The 24905-nt window shown below is 37.4% G+C and carries 19 protein-coding genes; 11 read left to right on the top strand and 8 right to left on the bottom strand.

Annotation, left to right across the window (positions count from 1 at the left end):
- Positions 1–28: 28 nt before the first annotated feature.
- From gap to G440_RS0104040, 9 genes are all read left to right on the top strand, one after another.
- Positions 29–1024: a type I glyceraldehyde-3-phosphate dehydrogenase gene (gene gap / locus G440_RS0104085; RefSeq protein ID WP_026450136.1), complete on the top strand. Its 996-nt coding sequence runs from the start codon at positions 29–31 to the stop codon at positions 1022–1024.
- Positions 1025–1027: 3 nt separating this feature from the next.
- Positions 1028–1882: an N-acetylglucosamine kinase gene (locus G440_RS0104080; protein WP_026450135.1), complete on the top strand. Its 855-nt coding sequence runs from the start codon at positions 1028–1030 to the stop codon at positions 1880–1882.
- 197 nt (positions 1883–2079) lie between these two features.
- Positions 2080–2457, top strand: a complete 378-nt coding sequence (locus tag G440_RS0104075) for a hypothetical protein (protein WP_026450134.1) — start codon at positions 2080–2082, stop codon at positions 2455–2457.
- 118 nt (positions 2458–2575) lie between these two features.
- Positions 2576–4117 carry a YifB family Mg chelatase-like AAA ATPase gene (locus G440_RS0104070; RefSeq protein WP_026450133.1) on the top strand — a complete coding sequence of 514 codons (1542 nt, stop codon included), beginning with the start codon at positions 2576–2578 and terminating at the stop codon, positions 4115–4117.
- A gap of 244 nt (positions 4118–4361) precedes the next feature.
- Positions 4362–7229, top strand: a complete 2868-nt coding sequence (locus G440_RS0104065; RefSeq protein WP_026450132.1) for a M16 family metallopeptidase — start codon at positions 4362–4364, stop codon at positions 7227–7229.
- A 143-nt stretch (positions 7230–7372) separates the two neighbouring features.
- Positions 7373–8506, top strand: a complete 1134-nt coding sequence (locus tag G440_RS0104060; RefSeq protein ID WP_026450131.1) for a DUF2891 domain-containing protein — start codon at positions 7373–7375, stop codon at positions 8504–8506.
- Between the two features lie 154 nt (positions 8507–8660).
- The gene (locus G440_RS0104055) at positions 8661–9011 is read left to right on the top strand and encodes a hypothetical protein (protein WP_026450130.1); all 351 of its coding nucleotides are present in this window, start codon (positions 8661–8663) and stop codon (positions 9009–9011) included.
- A gap of 664 nt (positions 9012–9675) precedes the next feature.
- The gene (locus tag G440_RS0104045; RefSeq protein ID WP_026450128.1) at positions 9676–10473 is read left to right on the top strand and encodes a sensor histidine kinase; all 798 of its coding nucleotides are present in this window, start codon (positions 9676–9678) and stop codon (positions 10471–10473) included.
- A complete protein-coding gene (locus tag G440_RS0104040; RefSeq protein WP_026450127.1) occupies positions 10473–11126 on the top strand; it encodes a response regulator transcription factor in 654 nt (217 codons plus the stop codon). The genes G440_RS0104045 and G440_RS0104040 overlap by 1 nt, the downstream gene beginning before the upstream one ends.
- On the opposite strand, the gene G440_RS0104035 is transcribed toward G440_RS0104040, so the two are convergent.
- Positions 11123–11779, bottom strand: coding sequence for an RluA family pseudouridine synthase (locus tag G440_RS0104035; protein ID WP_245574822.1), 657 nt, complete (start codon positions 11777–11779; stop codon positions 11123–11125). The two genes, G440_RS0104040 and G440_RS0104035, sit on opposite strands and share 4 nt — an antisense overlap.
- Positions 11780–11948: 169 nt before the next feature.
- Entirely contained in the window at positions 11949–12767 is an 819-nt protein-coding gene (gene panB / locus G440_RS0104030; protein ID WP_026450125.1) for a 3-methyl-2-oxobutanoate hydroxymethyltransferase, read from the bottom strand.
- Between the two features lie 71 nt (positions 12768–12838).
- Between panB and G440_RS0104025 the strand changes: the two genes are divergently transcribed.
- Positions 12839–13303 carry a nuclear transport factor 2 family protein gene (locus G440_RS0104025; RefSeq protein WP_026450124.1) on the top strand — a complete coding sequence of 155 codons (465 nt, stop codon included), beginning with the start codon at positions 12839–12841 and terminating at the stop codon, positions 13301–13303.
- Position 13304: 1 nt separating this feature from the next.
- Here G440_RS0104025 and G440_RS0104020 read toward each other — a convergent pair whose 3' ends face one another.
- The 5 genes from G440_RS0104020 to G440_RS0104000 form a co-directional block, all read right to left on the bottom strand.
- Positions 13305–14729 (bottom strand): L-serine ammonia-lyase, encoded by a 1425-nt coding sequence (locus G440_RS0104020; protein WP_026450123.1) that lies wholly within the window; start codon positions 14727–14729, stop codon positions 13305–13307.
- 123 nt (positions 14730–14852) lie between these two features.
- Positions 14853–16070: a DNA polymerase IV gene (gene dinB, locus G440_RS0104015; protein ID WP_026450122.1), complete on the bottom strand. Its 1218-nt coding sequence runs from the start codon at positions 16068–16070 to the stop codon at positions 14853–14855.
- Positions 16071–16298: 228 nt separating this feature from the next.
- Positions 16299–19349, bottom strand: a complete 3051-nt coding sequence (locus G440_RS19445; protein ID WP_084426568.1) for a DNA polymerase III subunit alpha — start codon at positions 19347–19349, stop codon at positions 16299–16301.
- Positions 19350–19472: 123 nt separating this feature from the next.
- Positions 19473–20231, bottom strand: a complete 759-nt coding sequence (locus G440_RS0104005; RefSeq protein ID WP_026450121.1) for an SDR family oxidoreductase — start codon at positions 20229–20231, stop codon at positions 19473–19475.
- Positions 20232–20501: 270 nt separating this feature from the next.
- A complete protein-coding gene (locus G440_RS0104000) occupies positions 20502–21773 on the bottom strand; it encodes an MFS transporter (RefSeq protein WP_026450120.1) in 1272 nt (423 codons plus the stop codon).
- Between the two features lie 272 nt (positions 21774–22045).
- On the opposite strand from G440_RS0104000, the gene dnaK reads away from it, so the two are divergent.
- Positions 22046–23959, top strand: a complete 1914-nt coding sequence (gene dnaK / locus G440_RS0103995; protein ID WP_026450119.1) for a molecular chaperone DnaK — start codon at positions 22046–22048, stop codon at positions 23957–23959.
- A gap of 272 nt (positions 23960–24231) precedes the next feature.
- Here the strand turns inward: dnaK and G440_RS0103990 are convergent, their stop codons facing one another.
- Positions 24232–24648: an SRPBCC family protein gene (locus tag G440_RS0103990; RefSeq protein WP_026450118.1), complete on the bottom strand. Its 417-nt coding sequence runs from the start codon at positions 24646–24648 to the stop codon at positions 24232–24234.
- Positions 24649–24905 lie beyond the last annotated feature (257 nt).

Here is a 24905-nt window from a genome sequence, read left to right as displayed (position 1 = left end):
ATTTTAGTAACAAATAATTATAGAATCAATGATAAAAATAGGAATCAATGGCTTTGGCCGAGTAGGACGATTAGCCTTTAGAATAGCATCACAAAGAAAGGATATAGAAGTAGTAGCGGTAAATGATTTGCTTGATGTTGAACACCTTGCATATTTATTGAAATATGATTCCGTGCACGGAAGATACCCAGGGAAAGTAGAAATCGAAAATGATAGCCTAGTTGTTGATGGGAAAGAGATAAGAGTTACTTCTGAAAGAAACCCAGCAAACCTAAAATGGGATGTGGTGGGCGCCACAACTATTCTTGAATGTACTGGCGTTTATAAAGAAATGGATTCGGCTTCAGCACATTTAAAAGCTGGAGCTAAAAAAGTTATTCTTTCCGCACCTTCCAAAACGGTTCCCATGTTCGTGATGGGCGTAAATCATAAAGATATAAAACCTACCGACACGGTAATTTCCAATGCTTCTTGCACCACGAATTGCCTTGCCCCAATGGCAAAAATAATTAATGATGAATTGGGCATTGTTGAAGCCCTAATGACCACGGTGCACGCCGTTACTTCTTCGCAATCTACCGTAGATCTACCTTCAAAGAAAAACTACCGAATAGGGAGAAATGCGCTTAATAATATAATTCCTACCTCTACAGGTGCTGCGATAGCGGTAACTAAAGTAATTCCAGAGTTAAAAAATAAATTGACAGGAATGGCTTTTCGAGTGCCTACTGCAGATGTTTCAGTTGTAGATTTAACGGTGCGAACCGAAAAAGGAGCTACTTACGAAGAGATAAAAGCTATTTTCAAAAATGCATCCGAAAACGAGTATAAGGGAATTGTTAATTATACGGAGGATGAAGTAGTTTCACAAGATTTTGTCTCGGACCCTTATAGCTGTACCTTTGATGCTGACGCGGGCATTGCTCTAAATGATAATTTCTTTAAGTTAGTGGGTTGGTATGATAACGAATACGGATACTCTTCTAAGATGATTGATTTGGCTATTTACATGGAAACTTTATAAATTATGACCCTAATAACTGACAGTGGCTCTACAAAATGCGATTGGGTATTAATAGATGCTTTAGGTAATGTCTTGCTTAGAACAAAAACCAAAGGCCTAAACCCCGCAATAATTGATAGCGAAGAATTAAATTCTCGAATCTCGGGAAACATAGAACTCACAAATATTTCACATAAAGTAGAAATCCTCGATTTTTATGGCGCAGGATGTGGTACTACAATTCCTCGGGATAATTTAAAGAAGATTCTGGTTGCAATATTTCCAAATGCAAAAGTTAGTGTTCAAGAAGATTTGGCTGCTGCAGTTTATGCAGTAACCACAACGCCTGGTATTGTTTGTATTTTGGGAACAGGAAGCAATAGCTGCTATTTTGACGGGAAAAAAATCCATGCACCTATTGCTTCCTTAGGGTATTCTTTAATGGACGAGGCAAGCGGTAATTACTTTGGCAAAAGACTGATCCGCGATTATTACTATAAAAGAATGCCTGCTGATATTGCTTCTGAATTTGAAAAAAACTTTAACCTCGAAGCAGATGAAATAAAAATGAATATCTATAAAAAGCCCAATCCAAACGCGTATTTAGCTTCATTTGCCGAATTCATATTTACAAAAAATGAAATAACTCCTTATTTTCATAAGCTCATAAAAGAAGGAATTGAAACTTTTATTGAATGCAGGATTCTTACTTTTGAAGAATCACATAAAGTTCCAGTGCATTTTATTGGTTCCATAGCACATTTTTCCGAAGAAATAATCAAGGAATGCTTTCAGGAGCGCAATCTTAAACTTGGTAATATCATACAACGTCCTATAGATGGAATGATTGAGTATTATAAAAATAAAACTTCTAATTAGTAATCCACGCATAAACCTTTCTATATGTTGTTTCAATAGTTTCAGATAAATCTATGTTGAAGAAATAGGTTGTAAAGTATTCTTTTGTCTGCTTGATAGAAAGCCTTAGCAGAGATATTGAGGCTTTTTTATTGTCAATAACATTCTATGAAAAGAGTTTTTTAAATCTATATTTTTCTTCAATTTTGGTTTCTAAAATGAAACAATTAGAGATAGGAGATAAGATGTACAATGTCAAGCAGAAAGGCTTTAACGACTTTATGCGTTACAGTTTTTCTGAAGTGATTGAACTCACAAAAACGCTGGCAGTTTTAAAAAATGGTGTAAAACTCATCAATAAACCAAAGACTTCGTTTTTTGAAGCTATAGGTTATTCAGTCAATAGAGATAAAAGTACACATTGGCATTTAATGACGTTGGAAGTTATTAGAAAAGCCCAGATAGAGAATAAAAAAATTGAAATTGACGATTGGTTTAATGAAAGGGAGTTTAGCTTTGAAGAAAAAAAGGCTATTTATAAGGCCTTTCACACTTCAAAATCAGAACATATAGAAACTCTTCAAATAGTAAAATAAGTGTGTTTATCTTGTTAAGATGAAACGTATAATTCATTAAATACTCATATGTATTTATCTATCAGCGTATTCATTCAAAAATCAGTACCTTTAATGAACTAACCTAATTAATTAGTTCATGCTAACAAAAGTCTTTGGAAGTGCCGTCTTTGGAGTTGAAGCTACTACAATTACGGTTGAAGTAAATGTGGATAAGGGGATTGGCTATCATCTGGTCGGTCTGCCCGATAACGCCATTCGCGAGAGTAATTATAGAATTGCAGCCGCCTTACAAAATAATGGCTATAAAATTCCCGGAAAGAAACTAATTCTCAATATGTCTCCCGCAGATCTTCGGAAAGAAGGTTCTGCCTATGATCTTACCTTGGCAATGGGAGTCCTTATTGCTACAGAACAAATTCAAGAGAAAAACCCGCTGTCTGAATATATCATCATGGGCGAATTGTCTTTGGATGGAAACCTCCAACCTATTCGAGGGGCATTACCAATTTCATTAAAAGCGAAGGAAGAAGGCTATAAAGGATTTATTCTTCCCAAGCAAAATGCAAAAGAGGCAGCCATAGTTGAAGGAATTGAAGTTTATGGAATTGAGAATATAAGGGAAGTGATTGACTTTTTTAATGAAGGTATTCCCTTAGAACAGACAATCGTTGATATTGAAGCTGAATTTTATGATCAACTAGAACATCCTGAATTCGATTTTGCCGATGTGAAAGGTCAAGAATCCATTAAACGCTGTATGGAAATCGCCGCTGCTGGAGGACACAATATTATTTTAATAGGGCCGCCGGGCTCAGGAAAAACAATGCTCGCCAAACGTTTACCAAGTATTTTACCTCCAATGACTTTACAAGAAAGCTTGGAAACCACAAAAATACACAGTGTGGCAGGACGTACAATGGAAAAGGCTGGAGTAATGACTTCGCGACCTTTCCGAAGTCCACACCATACTATATCCGACGTCGCCCTAGTCGGAGGAGGACAATACCCGCAACCCGGCGAAATAAGTTTAGCTCACAACGGCGTTTTGTTTTTAGATGAACTACCAGAGTTTAAACGCGGTGTATTGGAAGTAATGCGACAACCTTTGGAAGATCGTGACGTAACTATATCTCGTGCGAAATTTACAGTAACCTATCCTTCCAGTTTTATGCTAGTTGCTAGCATGAACCCAAGTCCGGGCGGTTATTTTAACGATCCCGATGCGCCCGTTATGTCCTCTCCAGCTGAAATGCAACGTTATTTGAGTAAAATTTCGGGCCCGCTTTTAGATCGTATTGATATTCACATTGAAGTAACTCCAGTTCCTTTTGAAAAGTTAAGCGATGAACGCCGTGGCGAATCCAGCATAATTATTCGGGAACGAGTTACCAATGCCAGAAAACTTCAATCTGCACGATTTACGGAATTTGAAAAAGTGCATTACAACGCACAAATGGGAGTGAAGCAAATTCGGCAGTTTTGTAAGTTGGATGAAGCCTCACTTCAACTTTTAAAAACAGCAATGGAACGTTTAAATCTTTCGGCGCGTGCTTACGATAGGATTTTAAAAGTTTCAAGAACAATTGCAGATTTGGAAGCTGCTCCAGATATTACTGGAAATCATATTTCTGAAGCTATTCAGTATAGAAGCCTGGATCGTGATGGTTGGTTTGGGTAAAAGGTGGATAAGCTTGCCTGTCATAGGTAGTTAGTTTTTCCACCAAAGGAAAAAAGTTGCCTTGAAGTCTGAATTAAGTAGGAAGTAAGAAGTACTCAAAGATTTCTGTATTCATCGAGGTTTTAACAAAGTCTTGACCTCAGTATTTTATCTATAGTTATCCCTACTTTCCTTTTAACGAATTTTTAAGACTAAAGCTTACTCCACATAGTATCTTTAAAACTTTTACAAAAATCATCATATTATGAATAAAAACACTCTTAAAATGAGCTTTGTAGCCTTGGCTGCCGTTGCTCTTTTGGCTGTTTCATGTAAAAATGAAAAAGCTGTTGCTTCTGAAGAAAACGCGAAACTCTCCGTTCCTTTTGAAAAGTATGAACTCGAAAACGGTCTTGATGTAATTCTTCATCAAGATAAAAGCGATCCCATTGTTTCCTTGGCCATTCAGTATGGCGTGGGTTCCAACCGTGAAAAAACGGGTAGAACTGGCTTTGCTCATTTGTTTGAGCATATGCATTTTCAAGAATCTGAAAATGTGCCGCAGGATCAATTCTTTAAAACAATCCAAGATGCCGGAGGTACGTTAAACGGTGGAACTTGGAAAGATGGAACGGTGTATTACGAAATTGTACCAAAAAACGCCATGGAAACGGTAATGTGGTTAGAAAGCGACCGAATGGGCTATTTAATTAATACTGTAACTGAAACTGCTTTTGAAAACCAACAAGAAGTGGTTCAAAATGAGAAGCGCCAACGTGTGGACAACAATCCCTACGGACACACAAGCTGGGTGATTGACAAAAATTTATATCCAGAAGGACACCCGTACAATTGGCAAGTAATTGGCGAACTGGAAGATCTTCAAAATGCCACTGTAGAAGATGTAAAGGAATTTTACGACCGCTTTTATGGTCCAAATAATGCGACTTTAGTATTGGCTGGGGATTTTGATACTACCGAAGCCAAAAAGATGATTGAAAAATACTTTGGCGAAATTAAACGCCGTCAAGAAGTAGAACCGTTAAAGCCGCTGCCTGTAACCCTTGCTAAAACCAAACGACTATATCACGAAGATAATTTTGCCACCGCACCACAACTCAATATGGTATGGCCAACCTTGGAACAATATACGGATGATGCTTATGCCCTAGACTTTCTAGGTGAAATTCTTTCTGAAGGAAAGAAAGCACCGCTTTATAAAATATTGGTTAAAGAAAAGGATTTAACTTCTAGAACAACGGCTTATAACAACTCAAATGAATTAGCGGGTGATTTTCAAATTACAATTACCGCCAACAATGGCGTTGACCTAGATTCTATTGAAAGTGGAATTTATGAGGCATTTGCACTATTTGAAAAAAATGGTGTTACCGATCGTGATATTGAAAGAATTAGAGCAGGTTTAGAAACCCAATTTTATAATGGAATTAGCAGTGTTTTAGGGAAATCATTTCAGCTGGCCAGTTATAACGTATTTACTGGTGATCCTAGCTTTATAACACAAGATATCGAAAACATAAAGAAGGTAACCAAGGAAGATGTTGTGCGTGTCTACAATAAATATATTAAAGATAAACCTTATGTTATGACAAGCTTTGTTCCTAAAGGACAAGTGGAATTGATAGCAGAAAATTCAGAAAAAGCAAATGTTGTTGAAGAAGAAATTAAGGAGAACATCACTAAAGAAGTAGAGGAAGCAACCACGGAAATTGTTAAAACACCTTCCAACTTTGATCGCTCAACACCACCTGTTCAAGGAGCTTCACCAGAATTAAGTATTCCCGAAATGTGGACTGCTAATTTGGAAAACGGTATAAAAGTTTCAGGAATTGAGCAAAATGAGATTCCAACCGTAAACTTCAGTTTGGTTATTGAAGGAGGCCATTTGCTTGATGATATGAAAAAGAATGGTGTAGCCAATTTAGTGAGCTCTATTTTAATGGAAGGCACCGCCAACAAAACTCCGGAAGAATTAGAAGAGGCCATTGATCTTTTGGGAGCGAGCATAAATATGTATACTGCTACGGAATCAATAGTAATTCGTGGAAACACCTTGACTCGAAATTTCGATAAAACAATGGATTTGGTTACTGAAATTCTTCTTGAACCACGGTGGGACGAGGATGAATTGGCACGTATAAAGACCAAAACAATCAATGAAATTGAACGCTCAGGCGCTAATCCAAATGCCGTCGCAAATCGTGTTTATAAAAAAATCCTTTATGGCGAAGATCATATTTTTAGTTATCCAACGGAAGGTACAGTAGAATCTGTAAAAGCGATTACCATAAATGATTTGAAAGCGTATTACAACAAGAATTTTTCACCTTCTGTGAGTACATTTCAAGTAGTTGGAAAAATTGACAAAGCGGCTGTTTTAAAAGACCTGAATGGTCTTGAAGAGCGATGGGCTGCCAAGGAGGTTTCGATTCCTAAATTCCCTGCAACTAATACGCGTGATATGGCTTCCTTGTACTTTGTAGATATGCCAAATGCGAAGCAATCCGTTATCAACGTGGGTTATATTTCTATGCCAAGAACGGATACCGATTTTTATCCAGCGGAAGTAATGAATTATAAATTAGGCGGTTCTTTCTCCGGAAATGTAAACTTGATCCTTCGGGAGGAAAAAGGTTATACGTATGGCGCGCGTACCTATTTTAGCGGAAGTAAAATTCCTGGAACTTTCACGGCTTCTTCAAGTGTGCGGACAAATACTACTGGAGAATCCGTTCAAATTTTTCGAGATGAGATTTCAAAATATAAAGAAGGCATTTCGGCTGAAGATCTAGCGTTTACAAAAAATGCACTTATAAAATCGAACGCGCTCCGTTTTGAAACGCAACGTGCTTTATTAGGAATGTTACAGGAAATGAACCTCTATAATCTTCCAGCCAATTATATTGAAGATGAAGAAAACGTGGTAAGAAATATGACTTTGGAAGAGCATCAAGCACTTGCCAGTAAATATCTGGATGCTTCCAAAATGGCGTACGTAGTTGTGGGGGATGCTGCAACACAATATGAGCAATTCAAAAAAATGGGTTTTGACGAAGTGAAACTTCTCGATAAAAATGGCGAGGAAGTGAAGCTTGAGGATGTAAAGTTATAAAACCAATTGAGCATAATTTGACCACGAATACACGAATATCCTGCAAGGTGTCATTGCGAGCCACCAGACACTCTCCTTGTAGATTTTAAATGATTCGTTTATTCGTGGTTTTATTTTTTATCATTATTTCAAATAACCAGTCTATGAATAAAATCTTACTTTTTCTATTGCCACTAAGCCTACTCTTTAGTTGTAAAAGCGATCCAGAGGAAAATCTAAAAACTTCAGAAACTTCTAAAACAGAAGAAACACAAATAAAAAAATTTGAAGCTCCAAGCTTTACTTTGGCTGAAGCAAATAAGCTTATCGAATTGCCTTTACACTGCGTAGGTACTGAATATCCTTATAAACCTGGAGAAACATTAGAAAGTAATGCGGATTTGGTGGCACCAATCTCAGTACATCCTATATTTTATGGCTGCTTTGATTGGCATAGTGCCGTTCATGGATATTGGTCTATGGTTACGCTTCTAATACAATTTCCCGAAATGGACAAAGCCGATGAAGTGCGAAATATGCTTAAAGAAAAAATCACTTCTGAAAATGTTGCCACAGAAGCGGAATACTTTAAAAGGCCTATCAATAAAACCTTCGAAAGAACCTATGGCTGGGCTTGGTTGTTAAAACTTTCGGAAGAACTCCACAGTTGGGACGATCCGTTGGCAAGGGAATTGGAAGAGAACTTAAAGCCACTGACGAATATAATAGTACTTCGATTTAAGGAATTTCTTCCCAAACTAAATTATCCAATTCGCGTGGGAGAACACGCTAATACTGCCTTTGCATTAACTTTTGCTTACGATTACGCAAAAGCCACGGGAGATAAAGAATTGGAACAATTAATAAATAAACGAGCGAAAGCTTTTTATTTCAATGACCAAAATTGTCCTATAACTTGGGAGCCTAGTGGTAACGATTTTCTATCGCCATGTTTAGAGGAAGTAGATATAATGCGCCGGGTACTTACTTCGGAAGAGTTTATTGGGTGGATGGATGGTTTTTTACCCCAGCTTGCCGATGAAAATTATCATCTTAAAGTAGGAGAAGTAAGCGACAGAACTGATGGCAAATTGGTGCATCTTGATGGTTTGAACTTTAGTCGTGCATGGGTTTTTTATGGATTATCGAACCAATTTCCAAAATACAAACATCTCCAAAACTTGGCAAACGAGCATGTAATATATTCCTATCCAAACCTTGTGGGAGATAGTTATGAAGGCGGCCACTGGTTGGGAAGCTTTGCCATTTATACGTTGAACGTATTGCATAACAAATAATTTTCTTTTTATTTAAAGTCGGATAAATCCTACGATTTTATAAGGGGTAAAACCTTGGGGCAAAGGGATTTTCCCTGTTTATTTAATGAAAGAAAAACTAATTTGATTGTTTTGACTACATTCGTTCTTAACTAATCAATTAAGTAATTTAATTATGTCAAAACTAAAAAATTGCATTACCGTCGAAGAGGCGAGGCAATTACAGGATAATTGGGTAGCCAGTCGCGCTCTGGATATTGAACAATCTCAAGGTTCTGTAGATTCTCGTGAATTTCTATTCAGTGTTGCTGAACTCCAAGAATTTCTAGATTATATAAAAAAGGAAAGTGTGGGAACAACCCAATCTGGGATCCGCATCTATTTTGGAGCCTACGATAATGAAAATTCTGATAAAGCAACTGTTTTCTTAGCTCCTACCATTGGAACATCTGCCGGGGCAGCCAATAATTACAATTTGAAACCTTTGAATCGTGGGATAAGCGGATTTCCACCTAATAACTACTAATCAGGGTGACACTAGGACTTATAATAAATCTTTTTGAATTTTTGGCATTTGTCTTTGGTGTAGTTTACTATTTGAAAAATAAATCGAAACAAACCTTTTATTTCGTTTTATTTTTAGGAATTACCCTTTATTCTGAACTTATAAGTTGGTATGCGTATTTTATCAACGCTGATTTTTTAAGTTTTTTAAAAGGTACCGTATTTCAAAAAAATTATTGGTTGTCAAATTCTTATGGAATAATTAGTTATTTGTTTTATATCAGTTATTTTAAATGGTATCTAATAAAAAAAAAGTCAATAAACATTCTTAATTTATTCTTAGGTCTATTTTTGATAGTTAGTATTATTGAGATTCTTTTCATAGGTGGATTTTATGAGAGAATTATGCCAATTTCAAATGTAGTGGGAACATTGCTTGTTGTAATAAGCATTGCTTTTTACTATTTGGAGTTACTTAAAAGTGATCAAATTCTCATGATACAGTATAGTTTGCCTTTCTATGTTTCCGTAGGAGCATTACTTTTCCACCTATGTACCACGCCCATATTTATTTATAGTGTATATTATAGCAATTCAATTGATCCCAGCTTTGTTAATTTATATAGACATATTATCTTTGGTATCAACATTTTGTTGTATTCCATCTACATCGCTGGATTTTTAATATGCTCTCAGACAAAGAACCCTTACTCAATCAAGAAAAACTTTTAATAGTTTATTTTATAGCAGTATTGTTATTCTTTGCCATATTCTCCATCATTTTTGTAATCGCATTTCAACGTAGAAAAAATAAATTCTTAAAGGAACGCTATGACGCCGAGCAGCGATACCATCGAGAATTAGCCAACTCACAAATAGAAATACAGGAACAAACACTTAAAAATATTGCCTGGGAACTTCACGACAACGTAGGACAATTGCTTTCTGTAGCGAATATACAGTTAAACATATTAATGAATGCTGCGCCAGAATCTATACTTGGCCAATTAAAGGAGACAAAAGGTGTAGTTCAGGAAAGCGTTCAAGAAATTCGTTCACTTTCTAAAGTGCTTAACAATGATGTGGTTCTTAAAAATGGACTTTTAGAATCATTACACGTTGAATTAGATAGGTTTAAACGTCTTGGTTATCTAAATGTTTCTTTACAGGTGCTAGGAGATCCTGTGCCTATAAAAAGTGCAAGTGAAATAATTATCTTCCGTATTCTTCAGGAATTTCTTTCAAACGTAATTAAACACGCACGAGCGTCAAATTTATGCGTATATTTAGATTATAATGAAAAAACGCTGGATATATCGGTAACAGATGATGGTATTGGTTTTAATACTTCACAAAAAACCGATAGCTCTGGAATGGAAACTATGCGAGGTAGAGCTAGGATTTTGAATGCTGAATATTCGATAATTTCAGAAATAGGTAAAGGCACCCAGTTATTTCTCAAATACCCCTATAGAAGTTTATAATGAGCCAGAAAGAAAATTATACCGTTGTAATAGTTGATGATCATTCACTCTTTGCAAGTTCGCTAGAGAAGTTAATCAATACTTTTTCTAATTTCAGAGTTCTTTATAATGCCAAAAATGGTCAAGATCTTCAGCAAAAGATTTCGAAAGAAAATAAAATGCCTGATATTATTTTATTAGATATCAATATGCCAGTCATGGATGGTTTTGAAACTGCGGAATGGCTTTCTCAAAACCATGCACAAATAAAAACCTTGGCACTCTCCATGGAAGATGATGAACAAACCATCTTGCAAATGCTAAGAAAGGGAGTAAAAGGTTATTTGCTTAAAGATATTCATCCAGAGATTTTGAACCAAGCACTTAATGAGCTTATGGAAAGAGGATACTATCATTCCGAAAAAGTATCAGAAACCTTATTAAATTCATTAAACCCAAATAATCATCAAAAGAACCTCGATTTTAGAGAGAATGAACTTACATTTATTCAATTGGCTTGTTCAGAAATGACTTATAAAGAAATAGCGGTTATAATGAATTTGAGTCCGAAAACTATCGATGGATATAGACAAGATCTTTTTAAACGTCTAAACATTAAGAATAGAGTAGGACTCGTGATGTTTGCCCTAAAAAATAATTTGACAAAAATCTAAGAACACGCATTCCAAAGTGAATCGTCTGGAGCTGGTGCAATAATTATTATTTCTTCTTTCTGAACTGGATGAATGAACGTCAATTTTTGTGCGTGAAGATGAATGCTACCGTCTTTATTACTCCTGTCTGAACCGTATTTTAAATCTCCTTTGATTGAACAGCCAATAGTTGAAAGTTGCGAGCGGATTTGATGATGCCTTCCAGTTTCCAGTACAATTTCCAGTAAAAAATAATTTTCAAGATTCTTTAGCACCCTATAATGAAGGACTGCGCGTTTACTTTCTGGCACTTCTTTTATGTGGGCGTAAGATTTGTTTTGCTTTGGATTTCGTTTTAAAAAATGAACAAGCGTGTCTTCTAGTTTTGGTGGCGTGTTTTTCACAATGGCCCAATATATCTTTTCAGTTTCTCGCTCGGCAAACATTTTATTTAAGCGTGCCAAAGCCTTCGAGGTTCTTGCAAAAACAACTATTCCACTCGTGGGACGATCCAAACGATGCACAACGCCAAGAAAAACCGCTCCCGGCTTATTGTATTTTTCGGCAATATATTCCTTTACCACTTCTGAAAGTGGAGCATCGCCCGTTTTGTCACCTTGAACTAGATCGCCAGGACGTTTGTTGACAACAATTATATGATTGTCTTCAAACAAAACCTGAAGATTGTCCTTGGTACTATGGAATTTGGAAGTTGAAATAGGAGGGAAGTTTATGAGTTGATGAGTTTAGATGTTTAAGAGTTGGTAACTATAGATGATTTTGATAAGTGTTTAGTGATGTATTTAACATCCGTAAATTCCCCCATTGGGGGTTAGGGGGGCTTTAGTACTGTTCACTATCATTCGGGAAATCACCACTTTTTACATCGACGCTGTATTGGCTAAATGCATTTTTCATTTCTGTATATAGATCGAGATATCTGCGCAAAAAACGCGGATTAAACTCGTGTGTCATCCCAATCATATCATGAACGACTAAAACTTGCCCGTCAACACCGTTTCCAGCCCCAATACCAATCACAGGAATACTTACTCTGTCAGCTACTTCTTTTGCCAATTTAGCAGGAACTTTTTCCAACACAATTGCGAAACAACCAACTTTCTCAAGCAACATTGCATCATCAATTAATTTTTCAGCCTCTTCTTCTTCTTTTGCACGTACCGTGTAGGTGCCAAATTTATAAATAGATTGCGGCGTCAAACCTAAATGGCCCATTACCGGAATACCTGCGTTTAGAATTCGTTTTACTGATTCCTTTATCTCTCTTCCTCCTTCAAGTTTTACCGCATGTCCACCACTTTCTTTCATAATGCGAATGGCAGATCGCAGCGCTTCTTTAGGATCACTTTGATAGCTTCCGAAGGGTAAATCTACAACAACCAAACTTCTTTCTATAGCACGAACAACAGAGGCCGCGTGATAAATCATTTGATCCAAGGTTATGGGAAGGGTTGTTTCGTGGCCTGCCATAACATTTGAAGCAGAATCACCCACCAATATTACATCTATCCCGGCACTGTCCACAATTTTCGCCATGGTATAATCATAGGCAGTAAGCATGGAAATCTTCTCACCTTTCTTCTTCATATCTACCAATGTTTTGGTAGTGATACGTTTATAATCTTTCTTTGCTGTTGACATATTTCTAAAAAATAAATGCTTTAAGGTGTAAAAATACTATTTTTGAATAGGAATCAATTAAATTTTTCAATATGAAATCCATATTACTCATTTTTTCAATCCTCTGTTGTTATACTTGTTTTGCACAAGATCCACTTTCTAAAGAAAACGGGAAAATAATTATTGATATTTATGTCGATGGGTATCAATCTGGCGATACCTTAAAAATGAAATCAGTTATGCATCCTGATATTTCGATACAGACTGCTTACCTGAGTAAAGATCAGAAGAATTTAGTACTTTACTTAAGTCCTTCTGATTTATTGAAATACACTGCTGCATCGGCTAAAGAGCAAAAGTGGAGTGAAAAGATTAAAGACTATATTGTTAACAGTGATGGCAATATAGCCCATGTTTGGGCTCCTTATGACTTTTATGCGAATGATAAATTTAGCCATTGTGGAGCCATTTCTTTCACTTTGGTTTACACCGACGAAAGTTGGAAAATTTTAAACATAATTGATTCACGTCGTATAGGAAGTTGTAATCCCGAATAACTTAGCAATCACTCACATTTACCTGCACGGCAAGACCTCCTTCACTCGTTTCTTTATACTTCGAGGTCATATCTTTAGCGGTTTCCCACATTGTTGCTATTACTTTATCCAAAGGTACTTTCGCTTTTGCAGGATCACTGTTAAGCGCCATTTCGCAAGCGTTAATAGCTTTTATAGCTCCCATCGCGTTTCGTTCAATACACGGAATCTGTACTAGTCCTGCTATTGGATCGCAAGTAAGCCCTAGGTGATGTTCCATCGCAATTTCACTAGCCATTAAGCATTGATCTGGCGTTCCGCCCATCAATTCACATAGCGCACCAGCGGCCATGGAAGAGGAAACTCCAATCTCGGCTTGGCAACCTCCCAAAGCTGCTGAAATGGTTGCACCTTTTTTGAAAAGGCTTCCTATTTCTCCAGCTGTTAGCAAATATCTTTGAACGTCGTCAAAGTTTGCATCGTGGTTTTCTATAACCATATAATACATCATAACCGCAGGAATTACACCAGCACTTCCATTAGTTGGAGCCGTGACAACTCTTCCCAATGAAGCATTCACTTCGTTTACTGATAAGGCAAAGCACGAAACCCATTTTAGGATTTGACGGAATTTTACTTCCGTATTTCTAATGGCGCCTATCCATTCTTCTGCATTATTGTAGGTTGAATCACCAATAAGATTTTTGTTCATCTCAAAAGCTCTTCGGGTAACGTTAAGTCCTCCTGGCAGAATACCTTCAGTATGCGATCCCACATACATAGAGTCGAGCATTACCTCCCATATTTTTTTCAAACCGTCGGTTATTTCAGTTTCACTTCGCAATGATTTTTCATTTTCAAGCACTATTTCTGAAATACTTTTATTCTCGGCTTTACAATATGCTGCTAGTTCCGCTCCTTTTTGGATTGGAAATGGAAATTTCGAAAATTTTTCAAGCTTAATCTTTTTGCTTTTACGCTCTTTTTTTATGGTAAATCCGCCACCTATAGAATAAAATGATGAAGATTTTTTAGAACCGTCTTTTAAAGTTGCTGTAAAAGTCATTCCATTGGGATGAAACTCGAGGAATTTTTTGTTGAAGATGATGTTTTCTTTAGGAACAAAGGCGACATCACGTTCTCCGTTAAGTTTTAATTTATTTTCCGAAGTGATAATATCAATTTCTTTTTCAATGTTTTCTATAGGAAACGTCACAGGATCATAGCCCAAAAGACCTAACATTACTGCTAAGTCAGTAGCGTGGCCTTTACCTGTAAGTGACAGTGAGCCATAGAGATCTATTGTAATTCCCACTACTTCATTAAATTGTTTTTTCTCTTTCAACTCGTCAATCCATCGCAAGGCTGCGCGCCATGGTCCTAATGTGTGTGAACTCGATGGCCCAACGCCAATTGATAACATGTCAAAAACACTGATGCTTTCCATAAATATTTCTTTTGAAAACAAAGATAGCATCTTATTTAATTCTGAATGAAGAATTCAGAATTATGAATTTTATTTTTGAACACTGAACACTGAACACTGAACACTGAACACTGAACACTGAATTCATCTCCTTCTATTAGGCAACAACGGCGGCGGAGCTCCCGTAAATGGATTCCAACGCCCAATGCTCTTGGCTTCCATCCCCGCGGCTCGCATCACAACACGATCGCCGTAACGGTCCCGCATCTTGTCCATAGCCTGATAGAGATTGATTATCTTTTCGTTATCGTCAAATAAGTCTATTTGAAAACCTCCTTCTACCAAATGGCTAAACCGAACGCCAACCATCCGCACTAAAAGCCGGCGTTGATACAATTTCTTAAAAAGCTCCATAACTATTGGAATAATTTTATGATCTGCTGAACTGTAAGGTATTTTTTGTTGCATAGTATAAGTTTGAAAATCTGAATAGCGAATTTTGAACGTTACACAGGCAGTAAGTTTGTTACCACGACGAAGTTGAAAAATCAAATTTTCTGCCATCGCAATGATAATGCCCTCCAACTTTTTTACGTCGGTGGTATCACGGTCAAAACTGCGCTCGGTGGAAATGGATTTGCGTTCGGTATATTGCTGTACCGGCGTATTATCAATTCCGTTCGCTTTCTGCCAAATGGTCCGTCCGTTTTTTCCAAAAACCTTTGCCATCATTTCCACGGGCATTTCCTGTACGTTTTTTATCTGTTTTATGCCCAAATCGCAAAAAGCACGATAAGTGACTTCCCCTACCATTGGTATTTTATTAACTGATAAAGGTGAAAGAAAAGGTTTTTCGGTTCCTTTTAAAATATAAATTTGATTGTTTGGCTTCGCTTCGCCAGTTGCTATTTTTGAAACCGTTTTATTTACAGAAAGCCCAAAGGAAATGGGCAATCCGGTTTCTTTTATAATCCGTTGTCGTAATTCCGAAGCTAATTTCTCGCAACCAAAAAACTTGTCCATTCCTGTTAAATCGATATAAAATTCATCTACGGAAGCTTTTTCGTAAAGCGGGACACTTTCTTTTATGACATCGGTAACGTTTTCTGAAAATTTGCTGTAGGTGCCAGCATCGCCGCGAACTACAATTGCTTCGGGACATAACTGTCTGGCCAATTTCATTGGCATAGCAGAGTGGATTCCAAAAGTTCTTGCCTCATAACTGCAGGAAGCCACCACGCCTCGGTCGCTTGTGCCACCAATTAGCACAGGTTTTCCAATTAACCTGCTATCTAACAAGCGTTCGCAGGACACAAAAAATGTGTCCAAATCCATGTGTACTATGTTTCTTTTGTCGTTCATAATCGATTTGAGACTGAAGACTAAATGACGTAGAATATAAGACTGTTTTTTAATTGAGGCTTCTTTGCGTCTTTGCGACTTCGCATGCAATTTTTCTCGCAAAGTCGCAAAGACGCCAAGTTTCTCTATCGTTAATATATCTTAAGTCCTACTCTCCTTTCTTCTCATTGAAACCTATAAGGAGGCCTTCGGTGGTTACCTTACAGGTTTGGTTCTACGTCTTACGTCCTATAGCGCAGCTGTCTTAGGTCTTATTGTTTTGCGTCTATTGTCCGTAACAGTTCCCCCTTCGGGCTTGCCTGCCGAGGAAGGGGTTAGGGGGCTATATCTCGGATCCTGAATAATTGCCAATCGCTCCATTTTTGTAACTTCAATGTTTATACAATCAAATTCTTCAATTACTTTTCCGGTAATACTGTAAACTCCTTTTCCGCGGAAACTATATTTGTTTGCAACTGGCGGAAAATGTACCGTGTCTATAAAGTCACCATTACGATCCAGAAAGTTTCCGAAATACATATAATCACCTTTCGAGGTGCGCGTTCTTTTGGTTGTTATCAAATAGGCCTCAATAGTGATTATTTTTCCTATAAGTTGCGGAAGATGTATTGCCCGCAATTTATTTTCTGAGGGAACTGTCAGTAAATCAAAAGGACTGCACAATGGAAAACCCAAAAGTTCCATTTCATCAAAAGCATCTTCCAGCACAGTGTGCGGTAGGGAAGGGGTTTTGTAATCAATATTCTTAGGTTTAAAAAGTGTGTAAACATTCTCTTCAAAACTCACTTTATTTATTTTCATATAGGCTTCCCACAGCAGTTCCCGCTTGTTTCTTCTTGTGAAGCGGAAAGCATTTATTTTTATAAGAATCGTCATTTGTTCCATCCCAATGGAAACGCGATCCAAGAAATCGTCTAAGCTTTCAAAGAAGCCGTTTTTGTCGCGTTCGACAATTACTCTCTCAGCAAGTTTTGATTCCAAAGATTGTAAAAACCCGAAACCGATGTAAATATCCTTTCCTTGAATAATAGTTTTGTTATAACTACGATTAATACAAGGTTGCAGAATATTTCCACCGTGCATTCGTGCTTCGTGTACATAAAGTTCTACGCTGTAAAAACCACCGCCGTTGTTTAACGTGGCTACCATATATTCCAACGGAAAATAAGCTTTCAGAAAAAGACTTTGATAACTTTCCACAGCATAAGAAGCGGAATGTCCCTTCGCAAAGGCATAGCCAGCAAAGCTTTCAATCTGCCGCCAAACATCAGCTGTTAATACTTCATTTTTTCCAGAGTTGTTGCAGTTTTCAAAAAACTGATCCTTCACTTTTTGAAACTCTTCCCGCGAACGAAATTTACCGCTCATTCCTCTTCGTAACATATCTGCTTCGCTCAGGTTGAGTCCGCCAAAATGGTGCGCTACTTTTATAACGTCTTCTTGATAAACCATCACACCGTAGGTTTCTGGCATAATATCCAACAAAACAGGGTGCGCTTCTTTTCGTTTTTCGGGATAGCGATACCGCAAAATATACTCGCGCATCATCCCGCTTTTAGCAACTCCTGGTCGGATTACGGAACTGGCAGCTACCAAACCCAAATAATCATCTACCTGTAATTTTCGAAGCAACATTCGCATAGCGGGCGACTCCACGTAAAAACAGCCGATTGCCTGTGCATTCCGCAATAGTGTTTTTATTTTTTCGTCTTTTTTAAAGCGCTTGATATCGTGAATGTCAAAAGATGGAATTTCAGGGTGGTTGTATTTCACGATTTCTACGGCATCCTTTATTTTTCCCAATCCACGCTGACTTAAAATATCGAATTTATAAAGTCCAATATCTTCAGCAATTACCATATCAAACTGTGTGGTGGCATAGCCTTTCGGAGGCATAAAAGTGGCGATATAATGATGGATCGGTTTTTCCGAAATCAAAATTCCACCAGCGTGAATACCCAAGTAATTTGGAAAACCTTGAATGTATTGGCTGTAAACGATTACCAATTGGGACATTTTGTCTAAGGTTTCAAAATTATAATTTTGCTTAGAAAGTCTGTCGATTTCTTCCTTTGGCAATCCAAAAACCTTTCCCAATTCTCGCACAGAGGCTTTGAATTTAAAAGTATTGTAAACGGCTATAAGTGCCGTATTTTTAAATGTTTTAAAAATAAAGTCAGTAATATCGTCACGATCCTGCCAAGAAAAATCAATGTCGAAATCAGGCGGATTTTTTCGATATAGATTTATAAAACGTTCAAAATATAGGTCGAGTTCCACGGGATCAACATCTGTAATTCGAAGTAAATAAGCAATGATGCTATTGGCGCCGCTTCCACGACCCACATAGAAATAACCTTTGCTACGGGCGTATTTCAGGATTTTCCAATTGATGAGGAAATAGGAAACGAAGCCCTTTTCCTTTATAATTCCCAATTCTTTTTCCATCCGTAGCATCACGCGTTCACCCGGACGTTTATAACGGTAATTGATTCCCGCGTATGCCAACTTTTTCAGTAGACGAAAATCCAGATCTTCATTGGCGGTATATGATTTTTGGTTGCAAGTGGTTTCTTTTGAAAAGTCGAAAGAAATGCTGCAGCGGTCTAAAAGTGTTTCAGTATTTTTAACTATTTGCGGAAATTCCTCAAAAGCTGTTCTAAGTTTCTCTTCGGAAACAAAGACATCATTTTCACTGCTCTGTTCTGAAGTTGGCAATTTGCTCAACAATGTATTATTGGCAATGGCACGAAGTAATCGGTGTGTGTTAAAACCTTTTTTATTCTGAAAAGTTACCGTTTGCAAAATGACCAATTTCTCCTGTCTTTTTTTCCACGACGAAAATTTAAAACGATTGATATCTTCGATTTTTACGCCAAGAAATTCATTTTCTAAAAGCGCTTCATCTTTAAAAGAAGCAAATGGATAAATCACGAATGTATTTGGAATCTGTTTTGCTTTCGAAGGAATTTCAGCATTTTTAGAACTTTCACGTTGATGAAGGAATTCGGATAAATATTCATTTATATTCTGAAAACCTTTATTGTTTTCTGCCAACATTATAAACTGCTGCTTTGCGCTATTTCTAAAATCGACACCTAAAATAGGTTTTACATTGAAATCAGATGCAATTCTGACAAATTCCAAACAAGCAGAGGTAGAATTGATGTCAGTAAGCGCCATAGAAGTCGCTCCGTTTTGCTGCCCTAAACCCAGCAGATCGCTGATTTTCAGGGTTCCATAACGAAGGCTGTAATAACTGTGGCTATTCAAAAACATCTACTTTGGATTTATTCCAAAATTATGGAATATTTCCAAATAAGAAAACAAATTTCCACAAAAATAAATCCCGTTCCGATAATTATTGGGATGGGATTTAGAATTTTGTTCGTTGTTTTTGCTTTAAATGGCTGTAATGGTTATTCCGCCATCCACAACCAGATTTTGTCCGGTTATATAAGAGGATTTATCCATTGCGAGAAAGGCAATTATATTAGCCATTTCCTCCGCTTGGGCAACGCGGGCAAGAGGGGTATGTTTTAAAACCGGATCAATACGTTCTTTAAGTTTTAAAAGATCGTGGGTTAGGGGAGTTTCAGTAAACCACGGCGACATTGCATTTACACGAATCCCGTCTTCCGCCCATTCCGTAGCCAAATTTTTGGTCTGCATCACCAATCCGGCTTTGGACATTCCGTATGGAGAACCGGTTTTTGTATCCACAACCGCCGAAACAGAAGCGACGTTTACAATAGCGGCATTCCCAGATTTTTTTAGAAATGGATATAGTTTTCGGCTTAAAAGAAAAGGAGCCGTAAGGTTGATTCCAATTATTTTTTGGTACTCATCTTCGGTATAATCTACGGCCGCTTTCCGGATGTTGATACCTGCATTATTTACCAAAATGTCGAGAGTATCCCAACGTTTTTTTACTTCGGAAAAAATAGCTTCAATGCCTTCTTTTTCTGAAACATCGCTTACAATTCCAAAGGTTTTATGCCCATCATTTTGAAGTTGTTTTTCAAAAGCATTTACATCTTCTTTGCTTCGAGAAGTAAAAATAACTTCGGCGCCAAGGGAGAGAAACTCCAATACCGTTGCTTTTCCTATTCCTTTGGTGCCACCAGTTATGACGGCTTTTTTATTTTTTAAATTCCACATACTTTTTAAATTCCAAATTAAAAAAATCCAAATTCCAAAAAAATAAGCTTGTAGTCTAGATGTTCGTCAGATGAGCTTATTTTAGAGAATTTTAAAAGTAGTGATTGTAATTTAGTTAGAATTGAAAAGAAAGTTAAAAGGAAACCGCTTTTCTAAAACCGATAAAAAATCAATCTAGTTAATCATTCACAATAAAATCTTAAGTCTTAGGATCTATGAAGCGTTCCTATGTCTATTTGATATGGGTTTTGGAGCTTGTAATTTGGAATTTTAATTTTGCCTACTGCCACTTTTTTTAGAGATTCGATAAAAAATAAACGAAGCTAGAAACCCTATAACTGAAAAAATAGCTAACATCCAAAATACTGCCTGATGTCCTTCTTTTCCGGGCGCAGCATCTAAAAAATATCCAATGGCTGGACCTGCAAAAACCTCTGGTGTGTAGCCGATAAAAGATATAATACCAACTGCTGTTCCTGTCAATACCAATGGAATATTACCTTCTTCCATAACCGCAAAATAAAGAACACGCGCGGCATAAACTCCAACAGCAACGATGATTATTGAAAGGAAAAACAAGATATTGGTCCCTTCATCCACAATTCCAGAAGCAAAGAGCATTGCTCCAAAAATAGAGAGCAGAAACCCCAGACACAGATAAATGGAAGCGCGGGAACGATCTGCAAGAACTCCAATAATAACCCCAACAACAGGACGAATAAACAATAAAAAAGTTCCGGTCTTGGCGGCATCCACTTCATTGTAACCCATAACGTTATTGGCATAAAGTGAAAATATATCGGTTATTTTATAACCAACATACGCACATATTATAATAATCATCATCAACCAAATTGCAGGGAGTTTTAAAACTGTTTTTATATTTTTAAGAGTAATTTTATCGAGAGTGGTAACTTCGGCTTCATTATCAATTTTTAGAAAAAAGAATACAATAACTCCTATTAAAGCGACGAGAGCTGAGGAAACATATATAACGTAGTGAAATGCTTCTACTTGCTCATTCAATGTTATGTGAGAATCTGAAACGAACAATGAAAATACTACTACTCCCAGCAATCCAAAAAGCGCTCCTACCAATCCGCGACCGCCGTCTAAAAACCCGAATGCCTTTCCCTGGTTTTCCGTGCCGCCCCAAACACGAGTAGCTTTTATCATGGCTGACCAAAAAAGAAAAATAGTTGTAAACCCCCAGAAACCATAGAGAATAGTTAATGTTTGAAGGCTAGGGGAGCTCGCATAGACCAATCCGCCCAATGCTGTAAGTATCAAAGCTGTTCCCATTAATTTGCGGGGAGGAAATCGGTCTGCCAAGGGACCACCGAATAAATATGAGAAAAGTGCTACGACTCCATAAACCGAAAAGCACAGACCTAGTTCAGTATTATTAATCTGAAAAACTTCCAGTACAGTGGCGCGAAAAACCCGAGCGAGAACAAAAGGTAAAATGAAAACAGCTTCCCCAGCAAGAATGAGCAGAACAATATATAATATGTGTTGTCGCGAAACTTCTTTAATATTCAATGAAGCGTTTTTTGGAATTATGCGTCTGGTAAAAGTAATGATTTTAAAAAAGAGATGTTATTTCATTTTTTCTCTCTATAAATTACATAAAGAAACCTGTACGGAGTTAAAGTATGTCTTAATTGTTAAAAGCAATCTGCTCACTGTTACTGACCACTACAAACTTATTTCTGCCATGATGTCATAATCTTTTGGCTGGCACAATCATTGACTTATACAACTTGAAAATAAGAATACACAACAATAAACTATAAACAACAAACAATACTATTATGAGTAAAATAATTGGAATCGACTTAGGTACAACCAACTCCTGCGTTGCTGTAATGGAAGGTAGCGAGCCAACGGTTATTCCTAATGCCGAAGGAAAAAGAACAACTCCATCCGTAATCGCATTTGTGGAAGGTGGCGAAATTAAAGTAGGTGATCCTGCAAAGCGTCAGGCTGTTACCAACCCTACTAAAACCATTAGCTCTATCAAGAGATTTATGGGGAACAAATATTCCGAGTCTAAAAATGAAGCGGAACATGCAGCGTACAAAGTGGTAAAAGGTGATAACGACACGGCTCGTGTAGATATTGACGGCCGTATGTACACGCCACAAGAATTGAGCGCGATGATTCTTCAGAAAATGAAGAAAACAGCTGAAGACTATTTAGGGCAAGATGTTACCCGTGCGGTAATTACAGTTCCTGCATACTTTAACGACAGTCAGCGTCACGCAACTAAAGAAGCGGGTGAGATTGCTGGTCTTAAAGTAGAGCGAATCATTAATGAACCAACAGCGGCAGCACTTGCTTACGGTCTTGACAAAAAAGGTACCGACCAAAAAGTTGTAGTATTTGACTTTGGTGGTGGTACGCACGATGTTAGTATCCTTGAATTAGGTGATGGAGTTTTTGAAGTACTTGCAACAGATGGTGATACGCACTTAGGTGGGGATGATGTTGACCAAAAGATAATCAACTGGTTGGCAGACGAGTTTAAGGCTGAAGAAGATTTCGATCTTCGTAAAGACCCTATGGCATTGCAACGTTTGAAAGAAGCAGCCGAAAAAGCGAAAATTGAGCTTTCTTCTGCAGCACAAACTGAAATCAACTTGCCATATATCACTGCTACTGCAAGTGGACCAAAACACTTGGTAAAACCTTTATCTCGTGCTAAGTTTGAGCAGTTGATCGATGATTTGGTAAAAAGAACAATGAAGCCTTGCGAAACTGCAATGAAAGCTGCTGGATTGAGCAAGAGTGATATCGATGAAGTAATTCTTGTAGGTGGTTCTACACGTATTCCTGCAGTTCAGGAAGCTGTTGAGAAATTCTTCGGAAAAAAACCACACAAAGGTGTAAACCCAGATGAAGTAGTTGCCGTAGGTGCCGCTATTCAGGGTGGGGTATTAACTGGAGATGTAAAAGACGTACTTCTTTTAGATGTAACGCCACTTTCTCTAGGTATTGAAACTATGGGAAGTGTAATGACCAAATTAATTGAGGCCAACACGACTATTCCTACTAAGAAAAGTCAGGTATTCTCTACTGCAGCAGATAATCAACCAAGTGTTGAAATCCACGTATTGCAAGGAGAGCGTCCAATGGCAACCGATAACAAAACAATTGGTCGTTTTCACTTAGACGGTATTCCACCAGCACAGCGCGGTACGCCACAAATTGAAGTAACCTTTGATATTGATGCCAACGGTATCATTAAAGTAAGTGCTACTGATAAGGCTACCAATAAATCACAAGATATTCGTATTGAAGCTTCTTCTGGATTGACTGAAGATGAAATCAAAAAGATGAAAGCAGATGCAGAAGCAAACGCTGAAAGTGATAAAAGTGCGAAAGAAAAAGTAGATAAATTGAACGAAGCTGATGGAATGATCTTCCAGACAGAAAAGCAACTTAAAGAATTTGGCGATAAATTATCTGATGATAAAAAGAAACCAGTTGAAGATGCTTTGGAAGAACTGAAAAAAGCTTACGAAACTAAAGAAGTTGAAACCATTCAACCAGCTTTAGATAAAATAAACGAAGCTTGGAAAGTAGCTTCTGAAGAAATGTACAAAGCCCAAGCCGATGGCCAAGGTGCCCCAACCGGTGATGCTTCACCAGATGCTGAGAATGCTTCTTCTAATGGAGAAGAAAACAGCGATGTTGAGGATGTAGATTTTGAAGAAGTGAAATAAAACCCCCTAATCCGCCGCGGCGGAGAACTTGGGACACCGAGATTTATAATGTAAAAACCGTAACCTGAAAGGGTTGCGGTTTTTTATTTTATAAATCTAACTTCAATTAAAAGCTTTTCACAAATTTTTCACTGATCTGCCTTGGGTAATAATTTTCCGCTATTACTCACTGTATACTTGCTTAATCGCAGATTACAATCTTCAGTCGAGCGCAGTTGAGACTAAATTTTACGGTGGTAAACCTAAACACGCGGCAGAAGTAGAAAAGCTATTTAATTGCCTTCCGAGTATTTTTTAAAATTGTATAAAATAGCCTGCCAACCAGCGCGCTGCATTTCTACAGAATTTTCTGAATCGGTATCAAAGCTTATGGAAATTTTGGTTTTGTCACCAAGATCCTCAAAAGTGATAGAGACCTTTCTGCCATCTTCCAAGATATAACTGATTTTCTTTTGCCGGATTATTTCATCATAAACACCTTCAAAATCAAATCCGAAACTGCCATCCTTGGCTTCCATTCGTGTAGCTAGCTTTCCGCCCACACGGAAATCATTCGTGGCTTTTGGGCAGTACCAATCGGCATTTGCAAAGTTCCAATTAACAATGTGTTCGGGTTGATTATAATAATCCCAAACCTTATTGGTCTCTACGTTTATTGGGTTTTCAACAGTGATTTTGGCCGTATTCATTGTTTTATTTTTAAGAATAGGGTTCTTATTCAAAAATAGTAAAATTTAAATCGAAGTTTAAAAAAATAAAACATCTCGTATGCAAAAAAAAGAGCGACCTATAAAAGGCCGCTCCAATTTAAAAGCTATTTTCTAACCAAATATTAAGCTTTAAGGACTTTGAAGTGGGTGAGGCCACTTGAATCAAAGGTCCGCAGGCAATCTAATAAAAGTTTTTTAAACTGCAATGTATTTTAACCATTAAATATGACTTTAAT

The organism is Aequorivita capsosiphonis DSM 23843 (assembly GCF_000429125.1).
GTDB classification, from domain to species: Bacteria; Bacteroidota; Bacteroidia; order Flavobacteriales; family Flavobacteriaceae; genus Aequorivita; species Aequorivita capsosiphonis.
This window is presented reverse-complemented; position numbering and strand designations above follow the sequence as displayed.